This is a genomic window from Streptomyces sp. NBC_00820 (assembly GCF_036347055.1).
Classification (GTDB): domain Bacteria; phylum Actinomycetota; class Actinomycetes; order Streptomycetales; family Streptomycetaceae; genus Streptomyces.
Genome location: NZ_CP108882.1, coordinates 5,623,142 through 5,642,125, shown reverse-complemented (window position 1 = coordinate 5,642,125; position 18,984 = coordinate 5,623,142). Strand labels below are relative to the sequence as shown.

At 69.7% G+C, this 18,984-nt stretch carries 16 protein-coding genes, 1 pseudogene and 2 riboswitches; of the genes and pseudogenes, 5 read left to right on the top strand and 12 right to left on the bottom strand.

Translation table 11 applies throughout. The features are described 5' to 3' along the window. Nucleotides 1-28 precede the first annotated feature (28 nt). Nucleotides 29-295, bottom strand: a complete 267-nt coding sequence (locus tag OIB37_RS25595) for a hypothetical protein (protein ID WP_330462100.1) — start codon at nt 293-295, stop codon at nt 29-31. A 64-nt stretch (nt 296-359) separates the two neighbouring features. Here OIB37_RS25595 and OIB37_RS25590 point away from each other — a divergent pair, with 64 nt between their 5' ends. After that, the gene (locus OIB37_RS25590) at nt 360-986 is read left to right on the top strand and encodes a TetR family transcriptional regulator (protein WP_330459947.1); all 627 of its coding nucleotides are present in this window, start codon (nt 360-362) and stop codon (nt 984-986) included. A 190-nt stretch (nt 987-1,176) separates the two neighbouring features. Here the strand turns inward: OIB37_RS25590 and OIB37_RS25585 are convergent, their stop codons facing one another. After that, entirely contained in the window at nt 1,177-2,037 is an 861-nt protein-coding gene (locus OIB37_RS25585; protein ID WP_330459946.1) for a thioesterase family protein, read from the bottom strand. Between the two features lie 149 nt (nt 2,038-2,186). Here OIB37_RS25585 and OIB37_RS25580 point away from each other — a divergent pair, with 149 nt between their 5' ends. Further along, nucleotides 2,187-3,512 (top strand): alpha/beta hydrolase, encoded by a 1,326-nt coding sequence (locus OIB37_RS25580; RefSeq protein ID WP_330461972.1) that lies wholly within the window; start codon nt 2,187-2,189, stop codon nt 3,510-3,512. Here OIB37_RS25580 and OIB37_RS25575 read toward each other — a convergent pair. From OIB37_RS25575 to OIB37_RS25530, 10 genes and pseudogenes are all read right to left on the bottom strand, one after another. Then, nucleotides 3,424-4,080 carry a trimeric intracellular cation channel family protein gene (locus OIB37_RS25575; RefSeq protein WP_330459945.1) on the bottom strand — a complete coding sequence of 219 codons (657 nt, stop codon included), beginning with the start codon at nt 4,078-4,080 and terminating at the stop codon, nt 3,424-3,426. The two genes, OIB37_RS25580 and OIB37_RS25575, sit on opposite strands and share 89 nt — an antisense overlap. A 47-nt stretch (nt 4,081-4,127) precedes the next feature. Beyond that, entirely contained in the window at nt 4,128-5,498 is a 1,371-nt protein-coding gene (locus tag OIB37_RS25570) for a M1 family metallopeptidase (RefSeq protein WP_330459944.1), read from the bottom strand. Between the two features lie 767 nt (nt 5,499-6,265). Continuing rightward, a pseudogene (locus OIB37_RS25565) lies at nt 6,266-7,472 on the bottom strand (ABC transporter ATP-binding protein); the annotation flags it as partial. Further along, nucleotides 7,469-8,563 (bottom strand): ABC transporter ATP-binding protein, encoded by a 1,095-nt coding sequence (locus OIB37_RS25560; protein WP_330459943.1) that lies wholly within the window; start codon nt 8,561-8,563, stop codon nt 7,469-7,471. The gene OIB37_RS25560 and the pseudogene OIB37_RS25565, both read right to left, overlap by 4 nt. After that, nucleotides 8,560-9,567: an ABC transporter permease gene (locus OIB37_RS25555; protein ID WP_330459942.1), complete on the bottom strand. Its 1,008-nt coding sequence runs from the start codon at nt 9,565-9,567 to the stop codon at nt 8,560-8,562. Before OIB37_RS25555 ends, OIB37_RS25560 begins: the two co-directional genes overlap by 4 nt. Before the next feature lie 72 nt (nt 9,568-9,639). Continuing rightward, nucleotides 9,640-11,391: an ABC transporter substrate-binding protein gene (locus OIB37_RS25550; RefSeq protein WP_443058203.1), complete on the bottom strand. Its 1,752-nt coding sequence runs from the start codon at nt 11,389-11,391 to the stop codon at nt 9,640-9,642. Nucleotides 11,392-11,446: 55 nt separating this feature from the next. Further along, the gene (locus OIB37_RS25545; RefSeq protein ID WP_330459940.1) at nt 11,447-12,445 is read right to left on the bottom strand and encodes an ABC transporter permease; all 999 of its coding nucleotides are present in this window, start codon (nt 12,443-12,445) and stop codon (nt 11,447-11,449) included. A gap of 359 nt (nt 12,446-12,804) precedes the next feature. Beyond that, entirely contained in the window at nt 12,805-13,581 is a 777-nt protein-coding gene (locus OIB37_RS25540) for an enhanced serine sensitivity protein SseB C-terminal domain-containing protein (protein ID WP_443058285.1), read from the bottom strand. Between the two features lie 193 nt (nt 13,582-13,774). Further along, nucleotides 13,775-14,566, bottom strand: a complete 792-nt coding sequence (locus OIB37_RS25535) for an enhanced serine sensitivity protein SseB (protein WP_330459938.1) — start codon at nt 14,564-14,566, stop codon at nt 13,775-13,777. A 41-nt stretch (nt 14,567-14,607) separates the two neighbouring features. Further along, nucleotides 14,608-15,300, bottom strand: a complete 693-nt coding sequence (locus OIB37_RS25530; RefSeq protein WP_330459937.1) for an AAA family ATPase — start codon at nt 15,298-15,300, stop codon at nt 14,608-14,610. Nucleotides 15,301-15,479: 179 nt separating this feature from the next. Continuing rightward, nucleotides 15,480-15,580, top strand: a riboswitch (glycine riboswitch). Further along, nucleotides 15,581-15,703, top strand: a riboswitch (glycine riboswitch). A 39-nt stretch (nt 15,704-15,742) separates the two neighbouring features. Here OIB37_RS25530 and gcvT point away from each other — a divergent pair. The 3 genes from gcvT (at nt 15,743) to glyA (ending at nt 18,896) form a co-directional block, all read left to right on the top strand. Then, nucleotides 15,743-16,885 (top strand): glycine cleavage system aminomethyltransferase GcvT, encoded by a 1,143-nt coding sequence (gene gcvT / locus OIB37_RS25525; protein ID WP_330459936.1) that lies wholly within the window; start codon nt 15,743-15,745, stop codon nt 16,883-16,885. Between the two features lie 349 nt (nt 16,886-17,234). Then, nucleotides 17,235-17,612 (top strand): glycine cleavage system protein GcvH, encoded by a 378-nt coding sequence (gene gcvH, locus OIB37_RS25520; RefSeq protein ID WP_330459935.1) that lies wholly within the window; start codon nt 17,235-17,237, stop codon nt 17,610-17,612. 15 nt (nt 17,613-17,627) lie between these two features. After that, entirely contained in the window at nt 17,628-18,896 is a 1,269-nt protein-coding gene (gene glyA / locus OIB37_RS25515; protein WP_330459934.1) for a serine hydroxymethyltransferase, read from the top strand. Nucleotides 18,897-18,984: the final 88 nt, after the last annotated feature.

Below are 18,984 nucleotides of genomic sequence, written 5' to 3'. Positions count from 1 at the left end.
CTCAGCTCCTGGATGTCGTTACGGACGGTCAGTCGGCCGAGGTGCGGCGACGGCGGGCGGCGTGCCGCTCGCGGATCGCGAAGACGCCGAGCCAGGCGGCGATGACGGCGGCCAGCGCGGCGGAGACGGTGAGCGGAACATGAGCCACGGTGCCGAGCACGACACCGAGCAGCATGAGTGCGGCGACGAGGAACAGCATGAGATCGGGTCCCCCCTCCGGGATGCCTCGTGCGGCACCTCCCGCGGAGGCGCCGCCCTGAAGTTCTGGTGAACAGTTGTAGTAACACTTGTTCACTGACTGGGAGTCTAGCGCGCGCCGCGGCTTTTCAATTCCAGAGAACAGTTGTTAACTGGATGACATGAGTCACACGCTCGGCATCCGGCAGGCCCAGAAGCAGAAGACGCGGCAGGCGTTCCTGGACGCGGCGCTCGCGCTGCTGGAGGAGCAGAGCCTGAGCAGTCTGGGGCTGCGTGAGGTCACCCGGGCCGTCGGTGTGGCGCCGACCGCTTTCTACCGGCACTTCCGCTCCACCGCCGACCTCGGCGTGGCCCTCGTCGACGAGGCGCTGGGCAGCCTGCATCCGATGGTGCGGACGACGGTGGCGACGACGGACGACAACGACGAACGCATCCGCCGTGCCATCGAACTGATCGCCCATCACGTGGACACCTATCCCGCGCACGTCCGCTTCATCGCCCGGGAGCGGCACGGCGGGGTCCAGCCGGTGCGTGAGGCCATTCAGGCCCAACTGGCCCGGTTCGCCGAGGAGGTGAAGGCCGAGCTGGCCAACGACCCGCAGGCGGAGGGCTGGAACGACGACGACCTGCTGATGCTCGCGCACCTCTACGTCGACCAGATGCTCAGCACGGCCTCCCTCTTCCTGGAGGCGCTGGAGGCACCCCGGGAGGAGCGCGAGCGCGTCGTCCGGCTCGCCGCCCGCCAGCTGCGGCTCATCAGCGTCGGCCGCCACCACTGGCTGGACTGACCCGCTCCCCCACCACGCCGGACGCGGCCGGCGGCACGGCGCCGCCACGGGCACGGGGAGGGCGTATGGATACGGGAGGGCACGCGGGCATGGGGAGGGCGCGCGGGCATAGGGAGGGCGCGCGGGCGCGGACGCGGAGGTCCGCCTCAAGTGCCTTGACGCACCCGCGCCCTCACCCGTCGGTCACATCTCAGCCGAGCCTGGCCCGGGCGAGCTGCCGGGACTGGGCGACCAGGCGGTCCTGGCTGTCCCAGACCTCGGCGTCCTCCTCGAGGAAGCCGCCGGCCAGGTTGCGGGTGGTGATCGACACCCGCAGCGGGCCGGGGGCCGGGCGGTGCCGGACGTGGACGGTGAGTTCGACCGTCGGGACCCAGCCCTTGAGGCCGATCTCGAAGGCGGTGGGAGGCAGGGCGTCCACCGCGAGCAGCAGCGACAGCGGGTCGGCGTCGCGGCCGTCGGCAAGTCCGAACCAGGCGCGCATCTCGCCCTTGCCCGAAGGCGCGCCGAGCGCCCAGCCGAGGGTCGCGGGGTCCAGCTTGAGCATCAGCCGGTCGGTGATGGCCGAACTGCCCTCCATCGGCGCGGGCCCGTCCTCGGGGCCGAAGCACTGCTCCAACGGCGGCATCCGCGGCGGGGTGGCCGTCGTGCGGACGTCGTCGGGGAGTGCGGCGAGGTCGCCGTAGGAGGCGAGGACGCGGATGCGTTCGACCTCGTTGCCCTCGTCGTCGTACTGAAAGAGGGAGGCCTGGCCGGTGGAGAGGGTGCGTCCGGCGCGGACGGTCTGCGTGCGGACGACCGCGGGGCCGGGACGGGACGCGGTCAGGTAGTGCGCGGAGATGGTGAAGGGGTCCGGGTGCGGGAGGGCGTCCGCGAGGGCCCTGCCGAGAACGGCCAGCAGATAGCCGCCGTTGACGGCGCTGATGATGGTCCAGCCGGCCGAGAGGTCGATGTCGTAGACGCCGGGCTCGCGCCGGACGACCGCGGTGTCGCGGTCGAACTCGCTGTCGCCGATCAGGGCCCGCGCGGCGGAGACGGAAGCTGCTTCTGGCATGGCTGAACGGTACAACAATGTGTTACTAAGCGGTAGCTTTTCAAATCTCTCGACTGCTCGCCGCACGTCAGGGTGAGAATCCGGCAATTTCTAGGTAAGTGTCCGGACACGTCCACAACCTCGGACCCCTGATCGCCCTCTATGGGGACATGAGCCTCACCGGGACTCCGTTCCTCTACACGGCGATCGTGCTGTCCGTCGTCGCCCTGATACTGCCGCTCGCGCTCTGGTCGCGGCCGCGGGGACCCAGGCCCCTGCGCGCAGCGGCCCGCGTACTGATGCTGCTGTTCGCCCAGGGCACGGCCGTCACGCTGGTCTTCGTGCTGGTCAACAACCAGAACAACCTGTACGACAACTGGGCCGACCTGCTCGGCACCGGCAACCACGTCCAGCAGGCGAGCGACCTGGGCCAGGACGGCACGGGCGGTATCGCGCTGAAGCGGCTGCCCAGGGTCCGGCAGGACTTCGGGCCGGCCGACGGGCCCGGGATGCGCGCGGCCGGCGGAGTGCGCGTCACCCAGCTCAGGGGCCGGGTCTCGGGGGTGAACGCCGAGGTCTACGTCTGGCTGCCGCCGCAGTACGGTGATCCGGCCTACCGGCACAAGAGGTTCCCGGTGGTGGAACTGCTCCCCGGCTACCCGGGCTCGGCGAAGGCCTGGTTCGGAGCGCTCCGGACGCACGAACAACTGCTGCCCCTGATGAGGAGCGGCCAGGTGGCGCCCTTCATCCTGGTCGCCCCGCGCACCAACCTGCTGGCCGGCGTCGACACCGGCTGCGCCAACGTCCCGGGCCAGGTCAACGCCGACAGCTGGCTGAGCGTCGACGTACCGAAGATGGTCACGGACAACTTCCGCGCCCAGCCGGCGCCGCAGGGCTGGGCCGCCGCCGGGTACTCGGCGGGCGCGCACTGCGCGGTCAAGCTGGCCGTCGCCCACCCGGACCGGTTCCGGGCCGCGGTGAGCATGTCCGGCTACAACGACCCCATCGGCGAGCGCAACTCCCTGGCGGCGCAGACCCCCGCGCTGCGCGCCGCGAACAATCCCTACCTGCTCCTGCGGAAGCGGGCCGTGCCGCCCCGGATCGCGCTGTACGTCTCCGGCGAGTCCGGCGACGGCTACCAGGCCGGCGTGGCGCTGGAGTCGATCGCCAAGGCGCCGACGACCGTGCACGTGGTGTTCCTGCCGCGCAGCGCGGGCGGCCACACCCTGGCGCTGTGGCGGCCGCAGGTCCCCGCGGTGTTCCGCTGGCTGACCCTGCAGATGGGCCAGAACCACGCCCAGGGCGAGGACCACTCCCTCGCCGGGTCCACGGCGTCCGCGGGGGGCGCCGGGACGGGCTCCAAGGGGGCTGCCTCGTCCGCCGGGACCGCCGGCGCCGTCGGGTCCGCTACTCGGTCACTGTCGAACGCCGGTTCCACGCACGCGGCGCTCGCCAGTGGAACTTCATCGCCAGCAGGCGCAGCACGAAAGCCGTGAGGGCCGCGGCCCCGCTGGTGAACGGGGTCAGCGCGTCGTAGCGGATGCACAGCACCACCATGGTGGCGCCGACGATCGCCGGGACCGCGTACAGGTCGCGGTCCCAGCGCAGCAGCGAGGGGACCTCGTTGGCCAGCACGTCCCGCAGCACACCGCCGCCGACGGCGGTGGCCAGGCCCAGGGTCGCCGACGCGGTCAGACCGAGGCCGTAGCTGTACGCCTTGGTCGTGCCCGTGACGCAGAACAGGCCGAGGCCGGCCGCGTCGAAGACGAGGACCGCCGACTGGATCCGTTCCACGTGCGGGTGCAGGAAGAAGACCACGACCGCGGTGAGCAGCGGGGTGACGAAGTACCCGAGGTCGGTGAAGGCAGCCGGGGGTACGGCCCCGATGATCAGGTCCCGGAACAGTCCTCCGCCCAGCGCGGTGACCTCGGCGAGCACGGCGATGCCGAACAGGTCGAAGTTCTTCCGGACGGCCAGCAGCGCGCCGGAGATCGCGAACACGAAGATGCCGATGACATCGAGCGTGTGCTGGACGGAGGGACTGAAGAGTTGCTGGAGCTGCACCCTGACATTCTCACCTGTCAGGGTGCGTGGACCTTACAAAGCCAGGCCTAGACGGTCGGCTTCCCTGTCGTGAACAGCCAGGTGTCGAACAGGTCGTCGAGCTGTCGCCCGCTGATCTTCTCAGCGAGCCGGATGAAGTCGCCGGTGTCGGCGTTGCCGTACCGGTGCTGACGGGTCCAGGCCGGCAGCAGCTCGAAGAACGCGGTGTCGCCGATCCGCTCCCGGAGCGCCTGGAGGGTCATCGCGCCCCGCTGGTAGACGGCGGAGGCGAACATCGTGTCGCGCTGCGGGTCGGCGACCTTGATCTTCCAGAAGTCGGAGTCGGCGGGGCGGGTGTCGTACGCGGCCCGGAAGGAGTCGTGGGCCGAGCGGGTGCCCTGGTGCTCCGCCCACAGCCACTGGGCGTAGGTGGCGAAGCCCTCGTTGAGCCAGATGTCCTTCCACTGAGCCACGCTCACCGAGTCGCCGAACCACTGGTGGGCCAGTTCGTGCACGATGGTCGACTCGCTGCGCACGGCCGAGTAGGCGGGCTTGCTCTGCACCTCCAGCGAGAACCCGGCCTCGGGCATGTCGTCGACGATCGCGCCCGTCTCCTCGAACGGGTACGGCCCGAAGACCTGGGACCAGTAGTCGGTGGCGGCGGCGGTGACGGCGTACACGTCGACGGCGTTGCTGTCCTTGAGCACCGGGTCGATGGCGACGTAGACCGGGATGCCGCCGGGGGTGCGGCCGGTGCGCACGTCGAACTTCCCGATGGTGGCGGTGGCCAGGTAGGTGGCCATGGGCCGGTTCTCGCGCCAGTGGGCGTACGACGAGCCGCCCTTGTCGTACGCCGACACGAGCCGGCCGTTGGAGACACCGGTCAGGCCCTTGGGCGCCTTGATCCGGATGTCGTAGGTGGCCTTGTCGGCGGGGTGGTCGCTGGACGGGAACCAGGTGGAGGCGGCGTTGGGCTCACAGGCGACGAACACGCCGTCGGTGGTCTTCATCCAGCCGTAGTCGGACCCGAAGACGATGGGGCCGCTGAGGGCTTCGGGTACGCCGCCGTAGGTGACGGAGACCGTGAAGTCGTGGCCCTTGCGGAGCGTGCCGCGCGGAGTGACGGTGATCTCGTCGCCGTCCCGCGTGAACTTCGCCTTCCTGCCGTCGACCTCGACCCGTGTGATCTCCAGCTTCTGCAGGTCCAGGTCGAAGGAGGAGAGGTTCCTGGTGGCGCGGGCGGTGAGCGTCGTACGGCCGTCCAGGCGGCCGGTGCCGGGGGCGTAGGCGATGTCCAGGTCGTAGTGGCGGGCGTCGAAGCCGCCGTTGCCGAGCCGCGGGAAGTAGGGGTCGCCGATGCCGGGTGCGCCCGCGACGGGTGCGGGTGAGGCGGCGACGACCAGGAAGGAGGCCGCCGCGGCGGTGGCGACGGCCCCCACGCGTACCGAACGTCTGCGTAACGGGCGGGTCGAAAGCGCTGAGCGTGCCGGACTTTCCGAACGTGCCGAACGTGCCGAACGGGAGAGTGCCATGAGTCGTCCCCTCGAGCGTGTTCCGGTCAGTAGACGGACACGGACGACTCTGCACTCTCCCGCTCAGGCATGTACATGCCTTTTCCCTTTTGTCGTGGGCTACTTGCCCTTCGACTCCTGGGACTTCGTCACATCCGCCGCAGGAGCCTCACCGGACTCTTCGGCACCGGAGGCGTCGGCGGAGCCGGCGGAGTCTCCGGGGGCGGGGGTCTCTTCGGAACCGGCGGCCTCGGCGGCCTCAGGCTCCTCGGCGGACGCCTCCTCGGTCTCGGCGGCCTCCTCAGCCTCGGACGCCTCCTCCGACTCCGCAGCCTCAGACTCCTCGACGGAAGCCTCGGTCTCGGACGCCTCCTCCGACTCCGCAGCCTCGGGCTCCTCAGCGGAAGCCTCAGCCTCGGTTACCTCCGCAGCCTCGGGCTCCTCGACGGAAGCCTCAGCCTCGGACGCCTCCTCCGACTCCGCAGCCTCGGGCTCCTCAGCGGAAGCCTCAGCCTCGGTTACCTCCGCAGCCTCGGGCTCCTCGACGGAAGCCTCAGCCTCGGACGCCTCCTCCGACTCCGCAGCCTCGGGCTCCTCAGCGGAAGCCTCAGCCTCGGTTACCTCCGCAGCCTCGGGCTCCTCGACGGAAGCCTCAGCCTCGGACGCCTCCTCCGACTCCCGCTCGGCCGGTGCCTCCTCCGTGGCGGCCTCCTCCGTCGCGGACTCGGCCGCGACCTCCGCCGCCACCGCTGCCGACGTCTCCGCCGACTCCTCCAGGACCGCGTCCGGGACCAGCTCGGAGGCCTCCTTCGCCGCCGTGAGCAGGACGGTGTCCTGCGGGGCCTGGTCGGCGAAGTTCTCCGGGTGGTGGCAGGCGACCCGCTGGCCGGGCCTCAGCTCCAGGAACTGCGGCTCGGTCGTCTTGCAGATCTGCGTCGCCTTCCAGCACCGGGTGTGGAACCGGCACCCGGAGGGCGGCGCGATCGGCGACGGGACGTCACCGCGCAGCAGGATGCGCTCGCTCTTCGCGTCCCGGCGCTTCGGGTCGGGAACCGGCACGGCCGACATCAGGGCCTTGGTGTACGGGTGCATCGGCGACTCGTACAGCGAGGTGCGGTCGGCGAGCTCGACGATCTTGCCGAGGTACATCACCGCGATGCGGTCCGAAACGTGCCGGACGACCGACAGGTCGTGCGCGATGATCACGTACGTCAGGCCCAGCTCCTGCTGGAGGTCGTCCATGAGGTTGACGACCTGGGCCTGGATCGACACGTCCAGCGCGGAGACCGGCTCGTCGGCGACGACCAGCTTCGGCTTCAGGGCGAGCGCGCGGGCGATGCCGATGCGCTGGCGCTGACCGCCGGAGAACTCGTGCGGGTAGCGGTTGTAGTGCTCGGGGCTGAGGCCCACCAGCTCCAGCAGCCGCTGGACCTCCTTCTTCACGCCACCCTCGGGCTCCACGCCCTGGAGCCGGAAGGGCGCCGAGACGATCGAGCCGATGGTGTGACGGGGGTTCAGGGAGCCGTACGGGTCCTGGAAGATCATCTGGATGTCGCGGCGCAGCGGCCGCATCTTCCCGGCGCTCAGGCGCGTGATGTCCTGGCCCTCGAAGGTGATCTTTCCGCCGGTCGGGTCCTGGAGACGGGTGATGACCCGCCCCATGGTCGACTTGCCGCAGCCCGACTCGCCGACCACGCCCAGGGTCTCGCCCTTGCGCACCTCGAAGTCGATGCCGTCGACCGCCTTCACGGCGCCGACCTGGCGCTGAAGGATGCCCTTCTTGATCGGGAAGTGCTTGGTCAGGCCCTCGACCCGGAGCAGCACGTCCTGGTCTTCCACGGACGACGCCTGGTTCGGGACCGTGGCCTCGGCGACGGTGTCCGTCTTCTTGGTCTCACTCACAGCTTCGGCGCAATCTCTTCGGTCCAGATCCGCTCACGGTCCTCGGCCGGGAGGTGGCAGGCGGACCAGTGCCCGGTGCTCACCAGCTCCAGCTCGGGACGCACCGTGCGGCTGACGTTGCCCTCGGGGACGTCCGCGTACGGGCAGCGCGGGTGGAAGGCGCAGCCCGAGGGGATGTTGATGAGGCTCGGCGGCTGGCCCTTGACCGGGATGAGCCGTTCGGAGGTCTCACGGTCGATCCGGGGCATCGAGCCGAGCAGACCCCAGGTGTAGGGGTGCTGCGGCTTCTCGAAGACCTCTTCGGCGCGGCCACGCTCCACGCACCGGCCGCCGTACATCACCAGGACGTCGTCCGCGATCTCGGCGACCACACCGAGGTCATGGGTGATCATCATGACCGCGGAGCCGAACTCCTTCTGCAGGTCCCGGATCAGGTCGAGGATCTGCGCCTGGACGGTCACGTCGAGCGCGGTGGTCGGCTCGTCCGCGATGAGCAGCTCGGGGTTGTTCACCAGCGCCATGGCGATCATGGCGCGCTGGCGCATACCGCCGGAGAACTCGTGCGGGTAGCCGTCGACGCGCTTGGCCGGCTCCGGGATGCCCACGCGGTCCAGCATCTCGATGGCACGCGTGCGGGCCACCTTCTTGCTGACGTCGTGGTGGACCCGGTACGCCTCGACGATCTGGTCGCCGATCTTGTAGTACGGGTGCATCGCGGACAGCGGGTCCTGGAAGATCATCGCCATCTCGCGGCCGCGGAGCTTGCGCACCTCGTCCGGGGAGGCGCCGACCAGTTCCTTGCCGTCCAGCCAGATCTCGCCGGACATCTGGACGTTCTTGCCGCGGGTGCCGAGCCGGTGCAGGCCCATGATGGCCTGCGAGGTGACCGACTTGCCGGAGCCGGACTCGCCGACGACGGCGAGGGTCCGGCCCTTCTCCAGCGAGAAGCTGAGCCCGTCGACGGACTTGACCAGGCCGTCGTCGGTGGGGAAGTGCACCTTGAGGTCGCGGACCTCGAGGAAGGCTTCGGGCGTCCGGCGGTCGGAGGTGGGCTCCCCCACGGCCGCACCGGACTTGGAGAGTTCGGTCACGAGAGCCTCACCCGCGGGTCGGCGGCGGCGTAGAGCACGTCCACCAGGAGATTTGCGATGACGACGAAGAAGGCGGCGAGCAGCGTCACGCCGAGGATCTTCGGCAGGTCGTTGTCGGTGATGCCCTGCACGGCGTACTGACCGATGCCCTGCAGCGAGAACACCGACTCCGTGATCACGGCACCGCCGAGCAGCAGGCCGATGTCCATGCCGAACACGGTGATGATCGGCGTGAGAGCGGCGCGCAGTCCGTGCCGGACCACGACGTTGCGCTCACGCAGACCCTTGGCACGGGCCGTGCGGATGAAGTCCTCGTTCATCGTCTCCAGCATGCCCGAGCGGGTGAGCCGCGCGTAGATGGCGGAGTACAGCAGCGCGAGTGAACACCAGGCCGGGAACAGGGTGTTGGCCCACTGCGAGGGGTTCTCGGTGAGCGGGACGTAGTCGTTCCCGAAGATCGGCCACTTGAAGTGGAAGAGCAGGAGCGCCAGGTTGCCCGTGAAGAACATGGGCAGCGACACGCCGGTGAGCGCGATGCCCATGAAGGTCCGGTCGAGGTACGAACGCGGCCTCAGTGCCGAGATGACGCCGGCCACCACGCCCGAGAGCAGCCACAGTACGGCGGCACCCACGGCGAGCGAGAGGGTGATCGGAAGACGGGAGACGAGCTCCGGCCACACTGCCTGGTGGTTCTTGAACGAGTAACCGAAGCAGGGTGCGTCACAGTGCACCGTGGTGGGGCCGAGGTCGTAGGTGGCGCCGGCCACGATCCCCTTGATGAAGTGCCAGTACTGGACGTAGACGGGCTGGTCCAGACCGAGGTTGTGCTTGACAGCGACGATGTCCGCCTTCGACGGGCTCTTGCCGATGTACTGCTGCGCCAGCTGATCCGCTGTCTGCCCCACGAGCCGTGGCAGCAGGAAGAAGATGGCGAAGGTGACCGCGGAGACGACCAGCAGCAGCACGAGTGCCGCGAACGTCCGGCGGAGGATGTACGAGATCACGGGGATCGGCGCTGGTGCCCGCGGGCCGCAAAGCCCGCGGGCACCAATGCCTTCACCTGCCTTCCGGGGCTGCTACTTCGACGCGACGCCGATGTTGAGGTAGTCGTACTGACCGCTGAACGCCGCGGTGGACACCAGGTTGGTGTAGCTCTGCGGGCGGGCCAGCAGGACCTTGAAGTAGGTCAGCGGGACGAGGACGGCGTCGTCCATGGTCTTCTTGTCGATCTGCGTGTAGAGGCTGTTGCGCGCGGCGTTGTCCTCGGTGCCGATCGCCTTGCCGAGCAGGTCGTTGACGTCCTTGTTGTCGTACTGCGACAGGTTGGTGTTACCGGACTGGCTGATCGCCTTGCCGTTCAGGATCTGCTGCAGGAAGCCGTAGCCGGAGGGCCAGTCGGCACCCCACTGCATCATCTCCAGGCCGATGTTCTGCTTCGTGGCGAACTTCGGCACACCCGCGTAGTCGGTGAAGTACTTGCCGGACGGGTACTGCTTCAGGCTGGCGGTGATGCCGACGGCCTTCAGCGAGTTGATGATCGCCGTGGCGGCGTCGATCTCCTGCGGACGGTCCGAGCGGGCCGAGATGTTCGTCGAGATCGACGACTTGCCGCAGGCCTTCAGCTGCTCCTTGGCCTTGGCCGTGTCGCCCTTGCTGCCGGCGGAGGCGTAGACGTCCGACTTCTCGTAGCCCGGGATGTCCGGAGGCAGGACCGTGGAGGCGACGTCACCGCGGATCGGGCCGCCCTCGGCGGTCTGCACCGAGACCTTGTCGATCGCGAACTGGACGGCCTTGCGGCACTCGACCTTGTCGAACGGCTTCACCTTGGTGTTGATCGCCATGTAGACCAGGCGGCCACCGTAGGTGTTGTCCGTGTTGGCCTTCTGGCTCGCGTCGGTGAGCACCTTGGCCTGCGTGGAGGCCTGGACACCCGTACCGGCCAGGTCGATCGCGTTGCCGGCGAGGACGTCCTGGTCGATGGTCTCCGGGTTGACCTTCAGCTTGACGACGATCTTGTCCGGCAGCTGCTTGCGCAGCGGGTCGGTCTTCGCGTCCCAGTTCTCGTTGCGCACGAGCACGGCCTGCTTGCCGTCCTCGTAGCTCTGGAACTTGTAGGAACCCGAGGACACGATGCTCTTGACGTAGTCGACGCCCTTGTCCTTGGCCTGGGGCACCGGAGCCGTCTGCGGGGCGGCGACCAGGTAGTCGAACTCCTGGAAGGCCTGCTTCAGGTGGAAGACGATGGTGGTGTCGTCCGGCGTCTCGATGGAGGACAGGCCCTTGGCGTTCTTGTCCTTGTAGGGGCCCTTGTACTTGTCGCCGCCGGCCATGAACTGCTGGAAGTAGTTCGGGCCGAGGGAGAGCACGTCACGCGCGAAGTTGGAGCGCTCGACGGCGTACTTGACGTCCTTCGAGGTGATCGGCGAGCCGTCCTCGTACTTCAGGCCCGCACGCAGCTTGTACGTCCAGGTCTTGCCGCCGTCGCTCGGGGCACCCTTGCTCGCCGCGAGGTCCGGGACGAGGGTGTTGCCCTTCTCGCCCGCACCGGGCTGGAAGGTCATCAGCGGGCGGGCGTACAGCCGGCTGAGGTTGTACATGTAGGCGTAGTAAGTGTTACCGGGGTCGAACGAGTCCGGGACGTCGGACAGCTCGTAGGTGAGCGTCCCGCCCTTCTTGTCGGAGGCGTTGACGACGCCCTTGGTCGCGGCGTTGGCGCCGGCCGACTTGGTGCCGTTCTCGTTCTTGTTGTCATCGGCCTTGCTGCAACCCGCAAGAAACAGGCTGGCGGTGCCGATGGCCGCGATCGCGGCCAGCGCTGACCTTCGCATGATGGGCGTTTTCCCCTCCATTGTCGGAAACTTATTGGGCTCTCGGACGCGGGCCTCAGCGGCTGCGCGGGTCGAGAGCATCACGCAGACCGTCACCGAGCAGGTTGAACGCCAGGACAGTCACGAAGATGGCGAGACCGGGCACGATCATGTACTCGGGATCGACCTGGTAGTAGGTCACCGCTTCGCGGAGCATGCCGCCCCACGAGGCCTGCGGCGGCTGGATACCGACGCCGAGGAAGCTCAGGGAGGCCTCGAAGAGGATGTTGGTCGGGATCAGCAGCGTCGAGTAGACGATGATCGGGCCGACCAGGTTCGGCATCAGCTCGCGGAAGAGGATGTACGGGCCGCGGGCACCCATGCCGCGGGAGGCGTCGACGAACTCGCGCTCCCGCAGGGCGAGGGTCTGGCCGCGCACGATCCGGCCCAGGTAGGGCCAGTTGAAGAAGCCGATGACGAAGATGAGCACGCTCAGGTGGAGCGGCAGGCCGTTCAGGCCGAAGGCGCCGCCCTGAAGGGTGGCGGAGATGGCGATCGCGAACAGCAGGAGGGGGAAGGCCAGGAAGGTGTCCATCAGGCGGCTGATGACCGAGTCGACCCGGCCGCCGTAGTAACCCGCGACGACGCCCATGATCGCGCCGATCACGTTGGACAGGACCGTGGCACCGAACGCGACCACCAGCGAGACCCAGGAGCCCTCGAGGATGCGGGTGGCGATGTCCCGGCCGAACTTCGGGTCCAGGCCGAGGAGGTGGTCGCCGCTCATGCCGCCCCAGGCGCCCTTGGGCAGCGAGGTGTTGGCGTCGATGAGGTCCTGGTGGAAGGCGTTGGGGTCGAGCCCGAACACGGACTGGAGGGGACGCGAGAGGACCGCGAGGAGGACCAGCAGAATCACGATGACGGCGCCGGCGACGGCGGCTCTGTCCTTCTTGAACCGGGTCCAGGCGATCTGTCCAAGGGAACGACCCTCGATCTGCCCCTTACCGACACCGGCGAGGACAGCTTCCGGCTGTGTCTCGGCTGCCGTATCGGTGGTCTCGATCGGTGCGGTCACAGTGACCCGACCCCTCTCGCCGGTGGTGACCGGCCTGTGCTCGCCGCAGATTGCGGCTTTGTCGACTTGCACTCGACCACGAGGTCATCACAACCTCGCGTCTTGACTCGGGAGTCTTCAGTGTGGTTGCGATCAGCCGCCAGAGCTGGCGGCGAAAGTATGCGCAAACGTGATGCGTTGCTGGGGGTTCCGTTATCCGATCTCTGGGTAACGGGTAACGGACAGGGTCCAGTTGGGGCAAGGTGTCGATTCGGCGCGAATGGGGCGGACCGATCGGTGTCTACGCGCGAAGATGTGTGCGGAGTGGGCGAGTTCGGTGGTGACCGAGTGCAAAGCCTTTTCCCGCGCAGGTATTTGACTCAGTAGCCGCCGTGCACCGGCGGGTAGCCGTACCCCGGGGCCGGAGCCTGGGTCTGGGGCAGGACCTGAGGCTGGGGCGCGGCGTGGGCGTCGCGGTCGTAGAACGGCCGGGAGTTGGCGCGCATCCACATGACTACCGGGTCGTAGTCGTCGGTCATCACGACCGTGGAGACGGGCAGGCCCTCGGGTACCGCGCCGACGGAGCTCTGCATCATCGCCCGGACCGAGTCGACGGCGGCCGGTGAGGCGTCGTACACGTCCAGGCCGATGGCGAGGTACGGCGCCCCGAGCGTGGGCTGCACCCAGGCGCGGCGCAGGGCGCGCAGCGCGGGGGTGCGGTGGGCGTTCTGCGCGAGCAGGGCGTAGAACTGCGGGACCTCGATGGCGGGTTCGGAGAGGCGGAGCGGGCCGGCCGGCTGGCGGTCCAGGCCGGTGGCGATGCGGCGCAGGTCCAGCCAGGGGACGCCGACGCCGCCGCCGGGGGCGTGCGGGTTGAGCCAGAGGCCGTAGTGGTCGGGGTAGAGGGTGCGGGCCACGTCGAGGCCGTCGACCACCTCGTAGGACCGGTTCCAGCCACTGGCCGAGAGTTCCTGCGCGGACGTCACACAGGGGGCGTAGCCGAGGCCTTCGACCTCCATGTTCCCGTACTGCGCGTCCGGGGAGCCGGCCTGGCCGTGCCACAGGAGCATCCAGATCTGGCCGGAGGAGGGAGTGGCGAGGGCGCGCAGCAATGCCTCGTAGGCGTCGTAGCGCCCGGGGGTGACCTGGCGCAGCATGTGCTCGACGCTGCCGCTGTGGCTCGCGCTCACCTGTCGTACCGGCCCTTCTTGGATTGCCCCTCGTTTGGGAGACAGCTTAAGCGCCTGCCGGGCCAGGACCTCGGGTCCGTGCGCGAGTACCGGTGCGTTGTGGCACGTCGCGCAGTTCCCCGTGCCCCTGAGGTGCTTCAGTGCCCGCTTCGGTGGAACTTCAGTGCCCGTTTTGGTGGAAGGGGCGCACGTTGGTCTTGAGCCACTCCGCCACCGGGTCCTCGGTGACGTCCAGGAGGACCAGGTTGACCGGCCACGGGACCGGGACCTTGCCGAGGGCCCTGCCGAGGGCCTCCAGGGGGAGGGCGCGCAGGTCGCCTTCCCACGAGGAGAGTTCGACGCCGACGAACATCACCGGGTCGGCCGTCTCGATGGCGGCCAGGCAGCGGCGGGCGGTGCGGACCACGCCCGTCGCGGCGAACTCGGCGGACGCCGCGGCGAGGAAGTCGACCGGGTCGTCCTGCCAGTCGGGCTCGTACAGGCGGACCCGGCCGCCGCCGCCGAGGCCCTCCAGCGGGCTGTGGCCCGAACGGCACAGCTCGGCGACCGCCTCCGGCGGCAGCGGGACGCCGACCACACCGCCGGGGTTGACGGCGATGCCCGCCTGCGGCGGCAGGCCGCGGGCGAACTCCACGGCCGGGGCGATGGTGAACGACATGTGGGAGCCGACCACCTGCCGGAACTGTTCCTCGGAACTGAAGACCGGGACGTACACCTGGCCTTCGATGTCGAGGGTGGGCAGGTCGAGCGAACTGCTTTCGGGGGAGCCGCCGTTGGGCAGCGGGACCCAGACGAGGCTGCGGCCCAGGACCTCGACGATCCGTCCGCCCGCCGAGGGGATGCCGACGGAGGCCGAGAGCACCTCCTCCAGTTCGTTGCCGGGCCACCCGCCGTGCGGGTGGGGATGCGCCTGTGCCGGGAAGTCAGCGGGGAAGTCCGCCGGGAAGTCCATGTGCCTACCGCCTGCTGGGAACCATGCTGTGGCTCAAAAGGCTAGCCGGTGCCGGTGACAGAGCCACCCCCGGTGAACACGATCCGCCGCAGGACGTCCACCGCGTCCCGGTCCAGCAGCACCGCCGAGCCGCACCCGGCGGGCGGTTCGCCCCGCTCCACCGCGCGCAGCAGCCGGGCGTTCGTACGGCGGTGGCGGCTGAAGGCGTACCGGGACACCTCGCGGCCGCGCTCGCGCTGGCCCTCCCGGGCGGTGCCGGCGGAGACGTCCAGGAGGAGCAGGTGCAGGGTGCCGCCGCGGCGGCGGGCCTCGCGGGCCAGCCACGCGCGCACCCAGGCCTGGGTGCCGCAGTCGTGCACGACCACTCCCTCGCCGCCGCGCAGGGCGCGGCGCAGCCCGGCGTAGTGGGCGAGGCGGACCAGGGGGCGGTAGAGCGCGTACGGCAGGAGGCGGGGGGCGCGGGCGTCCCAGCGGTCGCGGGCGTCCTGGGAGTCGACGCGGGGGCCGGTGACCACGCGGTGCATCAGGGTGGACTTGCCGCTGCCGGGCAGCCCGGTGATCACCACCAGGTCCCTGGGGCCGAAGTGCAGGGTGTGCGGGCTGTGCCCGGCGTGGTCGCGCAGGTCGCGGACGGCCGCGGACGGCCGCCCGGCCAGGCGCTCGCGGGCGGGGGCGGAGGGCTGCTTCGGCACCGCGATGCCGGTGGTGGCGGCGTACGCCGTGGTCCTGTTCACCGTGATCGTCCTCCCCTGTGGGCTCGGGGGATCCCTGCCCTCGTAATGTAAAGAGAAGGTAATGCGCGATGTCCGGCGGTTCGGTGCGCGTACTGCCACGGATCGGTTACAACTGACGTGCCCTTCAGGGGCGGGCCGGGGCGTGCAATGATGTGCGCGCCAACTGCATACCGGCCGTTTGAATCCGCGCGGGAGAGTCCCCGGCAGCATGTCTCGCTGGGGCGCCGAAGGAGCAAGTCCCTCCCTTGAATCTCTCAGGCCCCGTTACCGCGCGGGCGAGGCACATCTGAAAAGCGGGCCGCTGCGACAGTGGCCCCACCCAAGGTGCAAGTCGTGACCCGCGGCTCTTCCCGAGCCGGTGGTCATGGCGAACCTCTCAGGTTCCGATGACAGATGGGGAGGACCTTCCTCGCCCGTCATGCCTCTGGGAGACGACCGACCGATGAGCAGTACCGAATCCCGTCAGCCCCGCCGTACCGCTCTCGATGCCCTGCATCGCGAACTGGGCGCCACCATGACCGATTTCGCCGGCTGGGACATGCCCCTGCGGTACGGCTCCGAGCGCGACGAGCACGTCGCGGTGCGCACCCGGGCCGGTCTCTTCGACCTCTCGCACATGGGCGAGATCACGGTCACCGGCCCCGAGGCGGCCGCCCTCCTCAACCACGCCCTCGTCGGCAACATCGCCTCGATCGGTGTCGGCCGCGCCCGCTACACGATGATCTGCCAGGCCGACGGCGGCATCCTGGACGACCTGATCGTCTACCGGCTGGCCGAGGCCGAGGCCGGTTCGTCCACGTACATGGTCGTCGCCAACGCCTCCAACGCGCAGGTCGTCCTCGACGCGCTGACCGAGCGGGCCGCGGGCTTCGACGCCGAGGTCCGCGACGACCGTGACGCCTACGCGCTCCTCGCCGTCCAGGGCCCCGAGTCCCCCGGCATCCTGAAGTCCCTCACGGACGCCGACCTGGACGGCCTGAAGTACTACGCGGGCCTGCCCGGCACCGTCGCCGGCGTCCCGGCGCTGATCGCCCGCACCGGCTACACCGGCGAGGACGGCTTCGAGCTGTTCGTGAAGCCGGAGCACGCCGTGGAGCTGTGGCAGGCCCTGACCCGGGCGGGCGAGGACGTCGGCCTGGTGCCGTGCGGCCTGTCCTGCCGGGACACCCTGCGCCTGGAGGCGGGCATGCCGCTGTACGGGCACGAGCTGACGACGTCCCTGACGCCGTTCGACGCCGGGCTCGGCCGGGTGGTGAAGTTCGAGAAGGACGGCGACTTCGTGGGCCGCGAGGCGCTGACCGAGGCCGCCGCGCGGGCCGAGCAGAACCCGCCGCGCGTCCTGGTCGGGTTGATCGCCGAGGGCCGCCGGGTGCCGCGCGCCGGGTACGCCGTCGTCGCCGGCGGCGAGGTGATCGGCGAGGTCACCTCCGGCGCCCCCTCCCCCACCCTGGGCAAGCCCATCGCCATGGCGTACGTCGACGCGGCGCACGCGGCACCGGGCACCGAGGGTGTCGGCGTGGACATCCGGGGCAGCCACGAACCGTACGAGGTCGTCGCGCTGCCGTTCTACAAGCGGCAGAAGTAGCCCCCTGCGCGCGAGCGGCGACGCGGGAGCGGGCCGGGACCGGTGACACGGTCACGGACCCGTGACCGGCGGGCCAGGCCCCAGGCCGGCCCGCGCCGGGCCGCCGCGCGAAACACGCGTGCCGTACGGGCCACACGAAGCACACGTGGCGCGCAAGACACCCGAAGCGCACGTGGCGTACGGGGCACACGGATAAGTGGACACCGGCAACCTGCCCCAGCAGGCTGGGGCGCGGTCGCGCGATCAAGCCGGACGCCGTACGTGACCCTGCGCACATTCGCCCGCTCACCAGCGGTTTCAGTACTTCCCTTTTGACCAGCACCTCCCCGCGTACAGGAGAATTCAGGCCATGAGCAACCCGCAGCAGCTGCGCTACAGCAAGGAGCACGAGTGGCTGTCGGGCGCCGAGGACGGCGTCTCGACGGTCGGCATCACCGAGTACGCGGCCAACGCGCTCGGCGATGTCGTCTTCGCCCAGCTTCCCGAGGTCGGCTCCGAGGTGACCGCGGGGGAGACCTGCGGCGAGCTGGAGTCGACCAAGTCCGTGTCCGACCTGTACTCGCCGGTCACCGGTGTGGTCACGGAGGCCAACCAGGACGTCGTCGACGACCCGTCCCTGGTGAACTCCGCCCCCTTCGAGGGCGGATGGCTGTTCAAGGTCCGCGTGGCGGAGGAGCCGGGCGACCTGCTCTCCGCCGACGAGTACACCGCCCAGAACGCCGGCTGAGGGAGTCGTAGTCGTATGACCGTTCTGAACACGCCCCTGCACGAGCTGGACCCGGAGATCGCCGCGGCGGTCGACGCGGAGCTGCTGCGTCAGCAGTCGACGCTGGAGATGATCGCCTCCGAGAACTTCGCGCCGCTCGCGGTGATGGAGGCCCAGGGTTCGGTCCTGACCAACAAGTACGCCGAGGGCTACCCGGGCCGCCGCTACTACGGCGGCTGCGAGCACGTCGACGTCGCCGAGCAGATCGCCATCGACCGGGTCAAGGAGCTGTTCGGCGCCGAGTACGCCAACGTGCAGCCCCACTCCGGCGCCTCCGCCAACCAGGCGGCCCTGTTCGCGCTGGCCCAGCCAGGGGACACCATCCTCGGCCTGGACCTGGCGCACGGCGGCCACCTGACCCACGGGATGCGGCTGAACTTCTCGGGCAAGCAGTTCGACGTGGTCGCGTACCACGTGGACGACGCCGGCCTGGTCGACATGGCCGAGGTCGAGCGGCTCGCCAAGGAGCACCGCCCCAAGGTGATCATCGCCGGCTGGTCGGCGTACCCGCGCCAGCTGGACTTCGCCGAGTTCCGCCGGATCGCCGACGAGGTCGGGGCGTTCCTGTGGGTCGACATGGCGCACTTCGCGGGCCTGGTCGCCGCCGGTCTGCACCCGAACCCGGTCGAGTACGCGGACGTGGTCACCTCCACGACCCACAAGACGCTCGGCGGTCCGCGCGGCGGCATCATCCTCGCCAAGAAGGACTTCGCGAAGAAGCTGAACTCGTCCGTCTTCCCGGGCTTCCAGGGCGGCCCCCTGGAGCACGTGATCGCGGCCAAGGCGGTCTCCTTCAAGGTCGCCGCGGGCGAGGAGTTCAAGGAGCGCCAGCGCCGTACGGTCGAGGGCGCGAAGATCCTCGCCGAGCGGCTGACGGCGGCGGACACCCGCGAGGCCGGCGTGAACGTCCTGTCCGGCGGGACGGACGTGCACCTGCTCCTGGTCGACCTGCGCGACTCCGAGCTGGACGGGCAGCAGGCCGAGGACCGCCTCCACGAGGTCGGCATCACGGTCAACCGCAACGCGGTCCCGAACGACCCGCGCCCGCCGATGGTCACGTCCGGTCTGCGGATCGGCACGCCCGCCCTGGCCACCCGCGGCTTCACCGCCGAGGACTTCGCCGAGGTCGCGGACGTGATCGCCGAGACGCTGAAGCCGTCGTACGAGGCGAACGCGGAGGCCCTCAAGGCCCGGGTCACGGCCCTGGCCGCGAAGTACCCGCTGTACCCGGGCCTGAACAAGTAAGTCCGTTTCATCCGGCATCGCGCACACTGGACGGTGTGCGCGATGCCGTCCCCGCACCGCCCCAGCACCACCCTGCATTGAGGAGTCA

What these genes read in the sequence shown, in the direction of transcription:
- OIB37_RS25590 (WP_330459947.1), top strand. Translation starts at nt 360, where the DNA reads ATGAGTCACACGCTCGGCATCCGGCAGGCCCAGAAGCAGAAGACGCGG.
- OIB37_RS25585 (WP_330459946.1), bottom strand. Translation starts at nt 2,037, where the DNA reads ATGCCAGAAGCAGCTTCCGTCTCCGCCGCGCGGGCCCTGATCGGCGAC.
- OIB37_RS25580 (WP_330461972.1), top strand. Translation starts at nt 2,187, where the DNA reads ATGAGCCTCACCGGGACTCCGTTCCTCTACACGGCGATCGTGCTGTCC.
- OIB37_RS25550 (WP_443058203.1), bottom strand. Translation starts at nt 11,391, where the DNA reads ATGCGAAGGTCAGCGCTGGCCGCGATCGCGGCCATCGGCACCGCCAGC.
- OIB37_RS25540 (WP_443058285.1), bottom strand. Translation starts at nt 13,581, where the DNA reads ATGCTGCGCCAGGTCACCCCCGGGCGCTACGACGCCTACGAGGCATTG.
- OIB37_RS25535 (WP_330459938.1), bottom strand. Translation starts at nt 14,566, where the DNA reads ATGGACTTCCCGGCGGACTTCCCCGCTGACTTCCCGGCACAGGCGCAT.
- gcvT (WP_330459936.1), top strand. Translation starts at nt 15,743, where the DNA reads ATGAGCAGTACCGAATCCCGTCAGCCCCGCCGTACCGCTCTCGATGCC.
- gcvH (WP_330459935.1), top strand. Translation starts at nt 17,235, where the DNA reads ATGAGCAACCCGCAGCAGCTGCGCTACAGCAAGGAGCACGAGTGGCTG.
- glyA (WP_330459934.1), top strand. Translation starts at nt 17,628, where the DNA reads ATGACCGTTCTGAACACGCCCCTGCACGAGCTGGACCCGGAGATCGCC.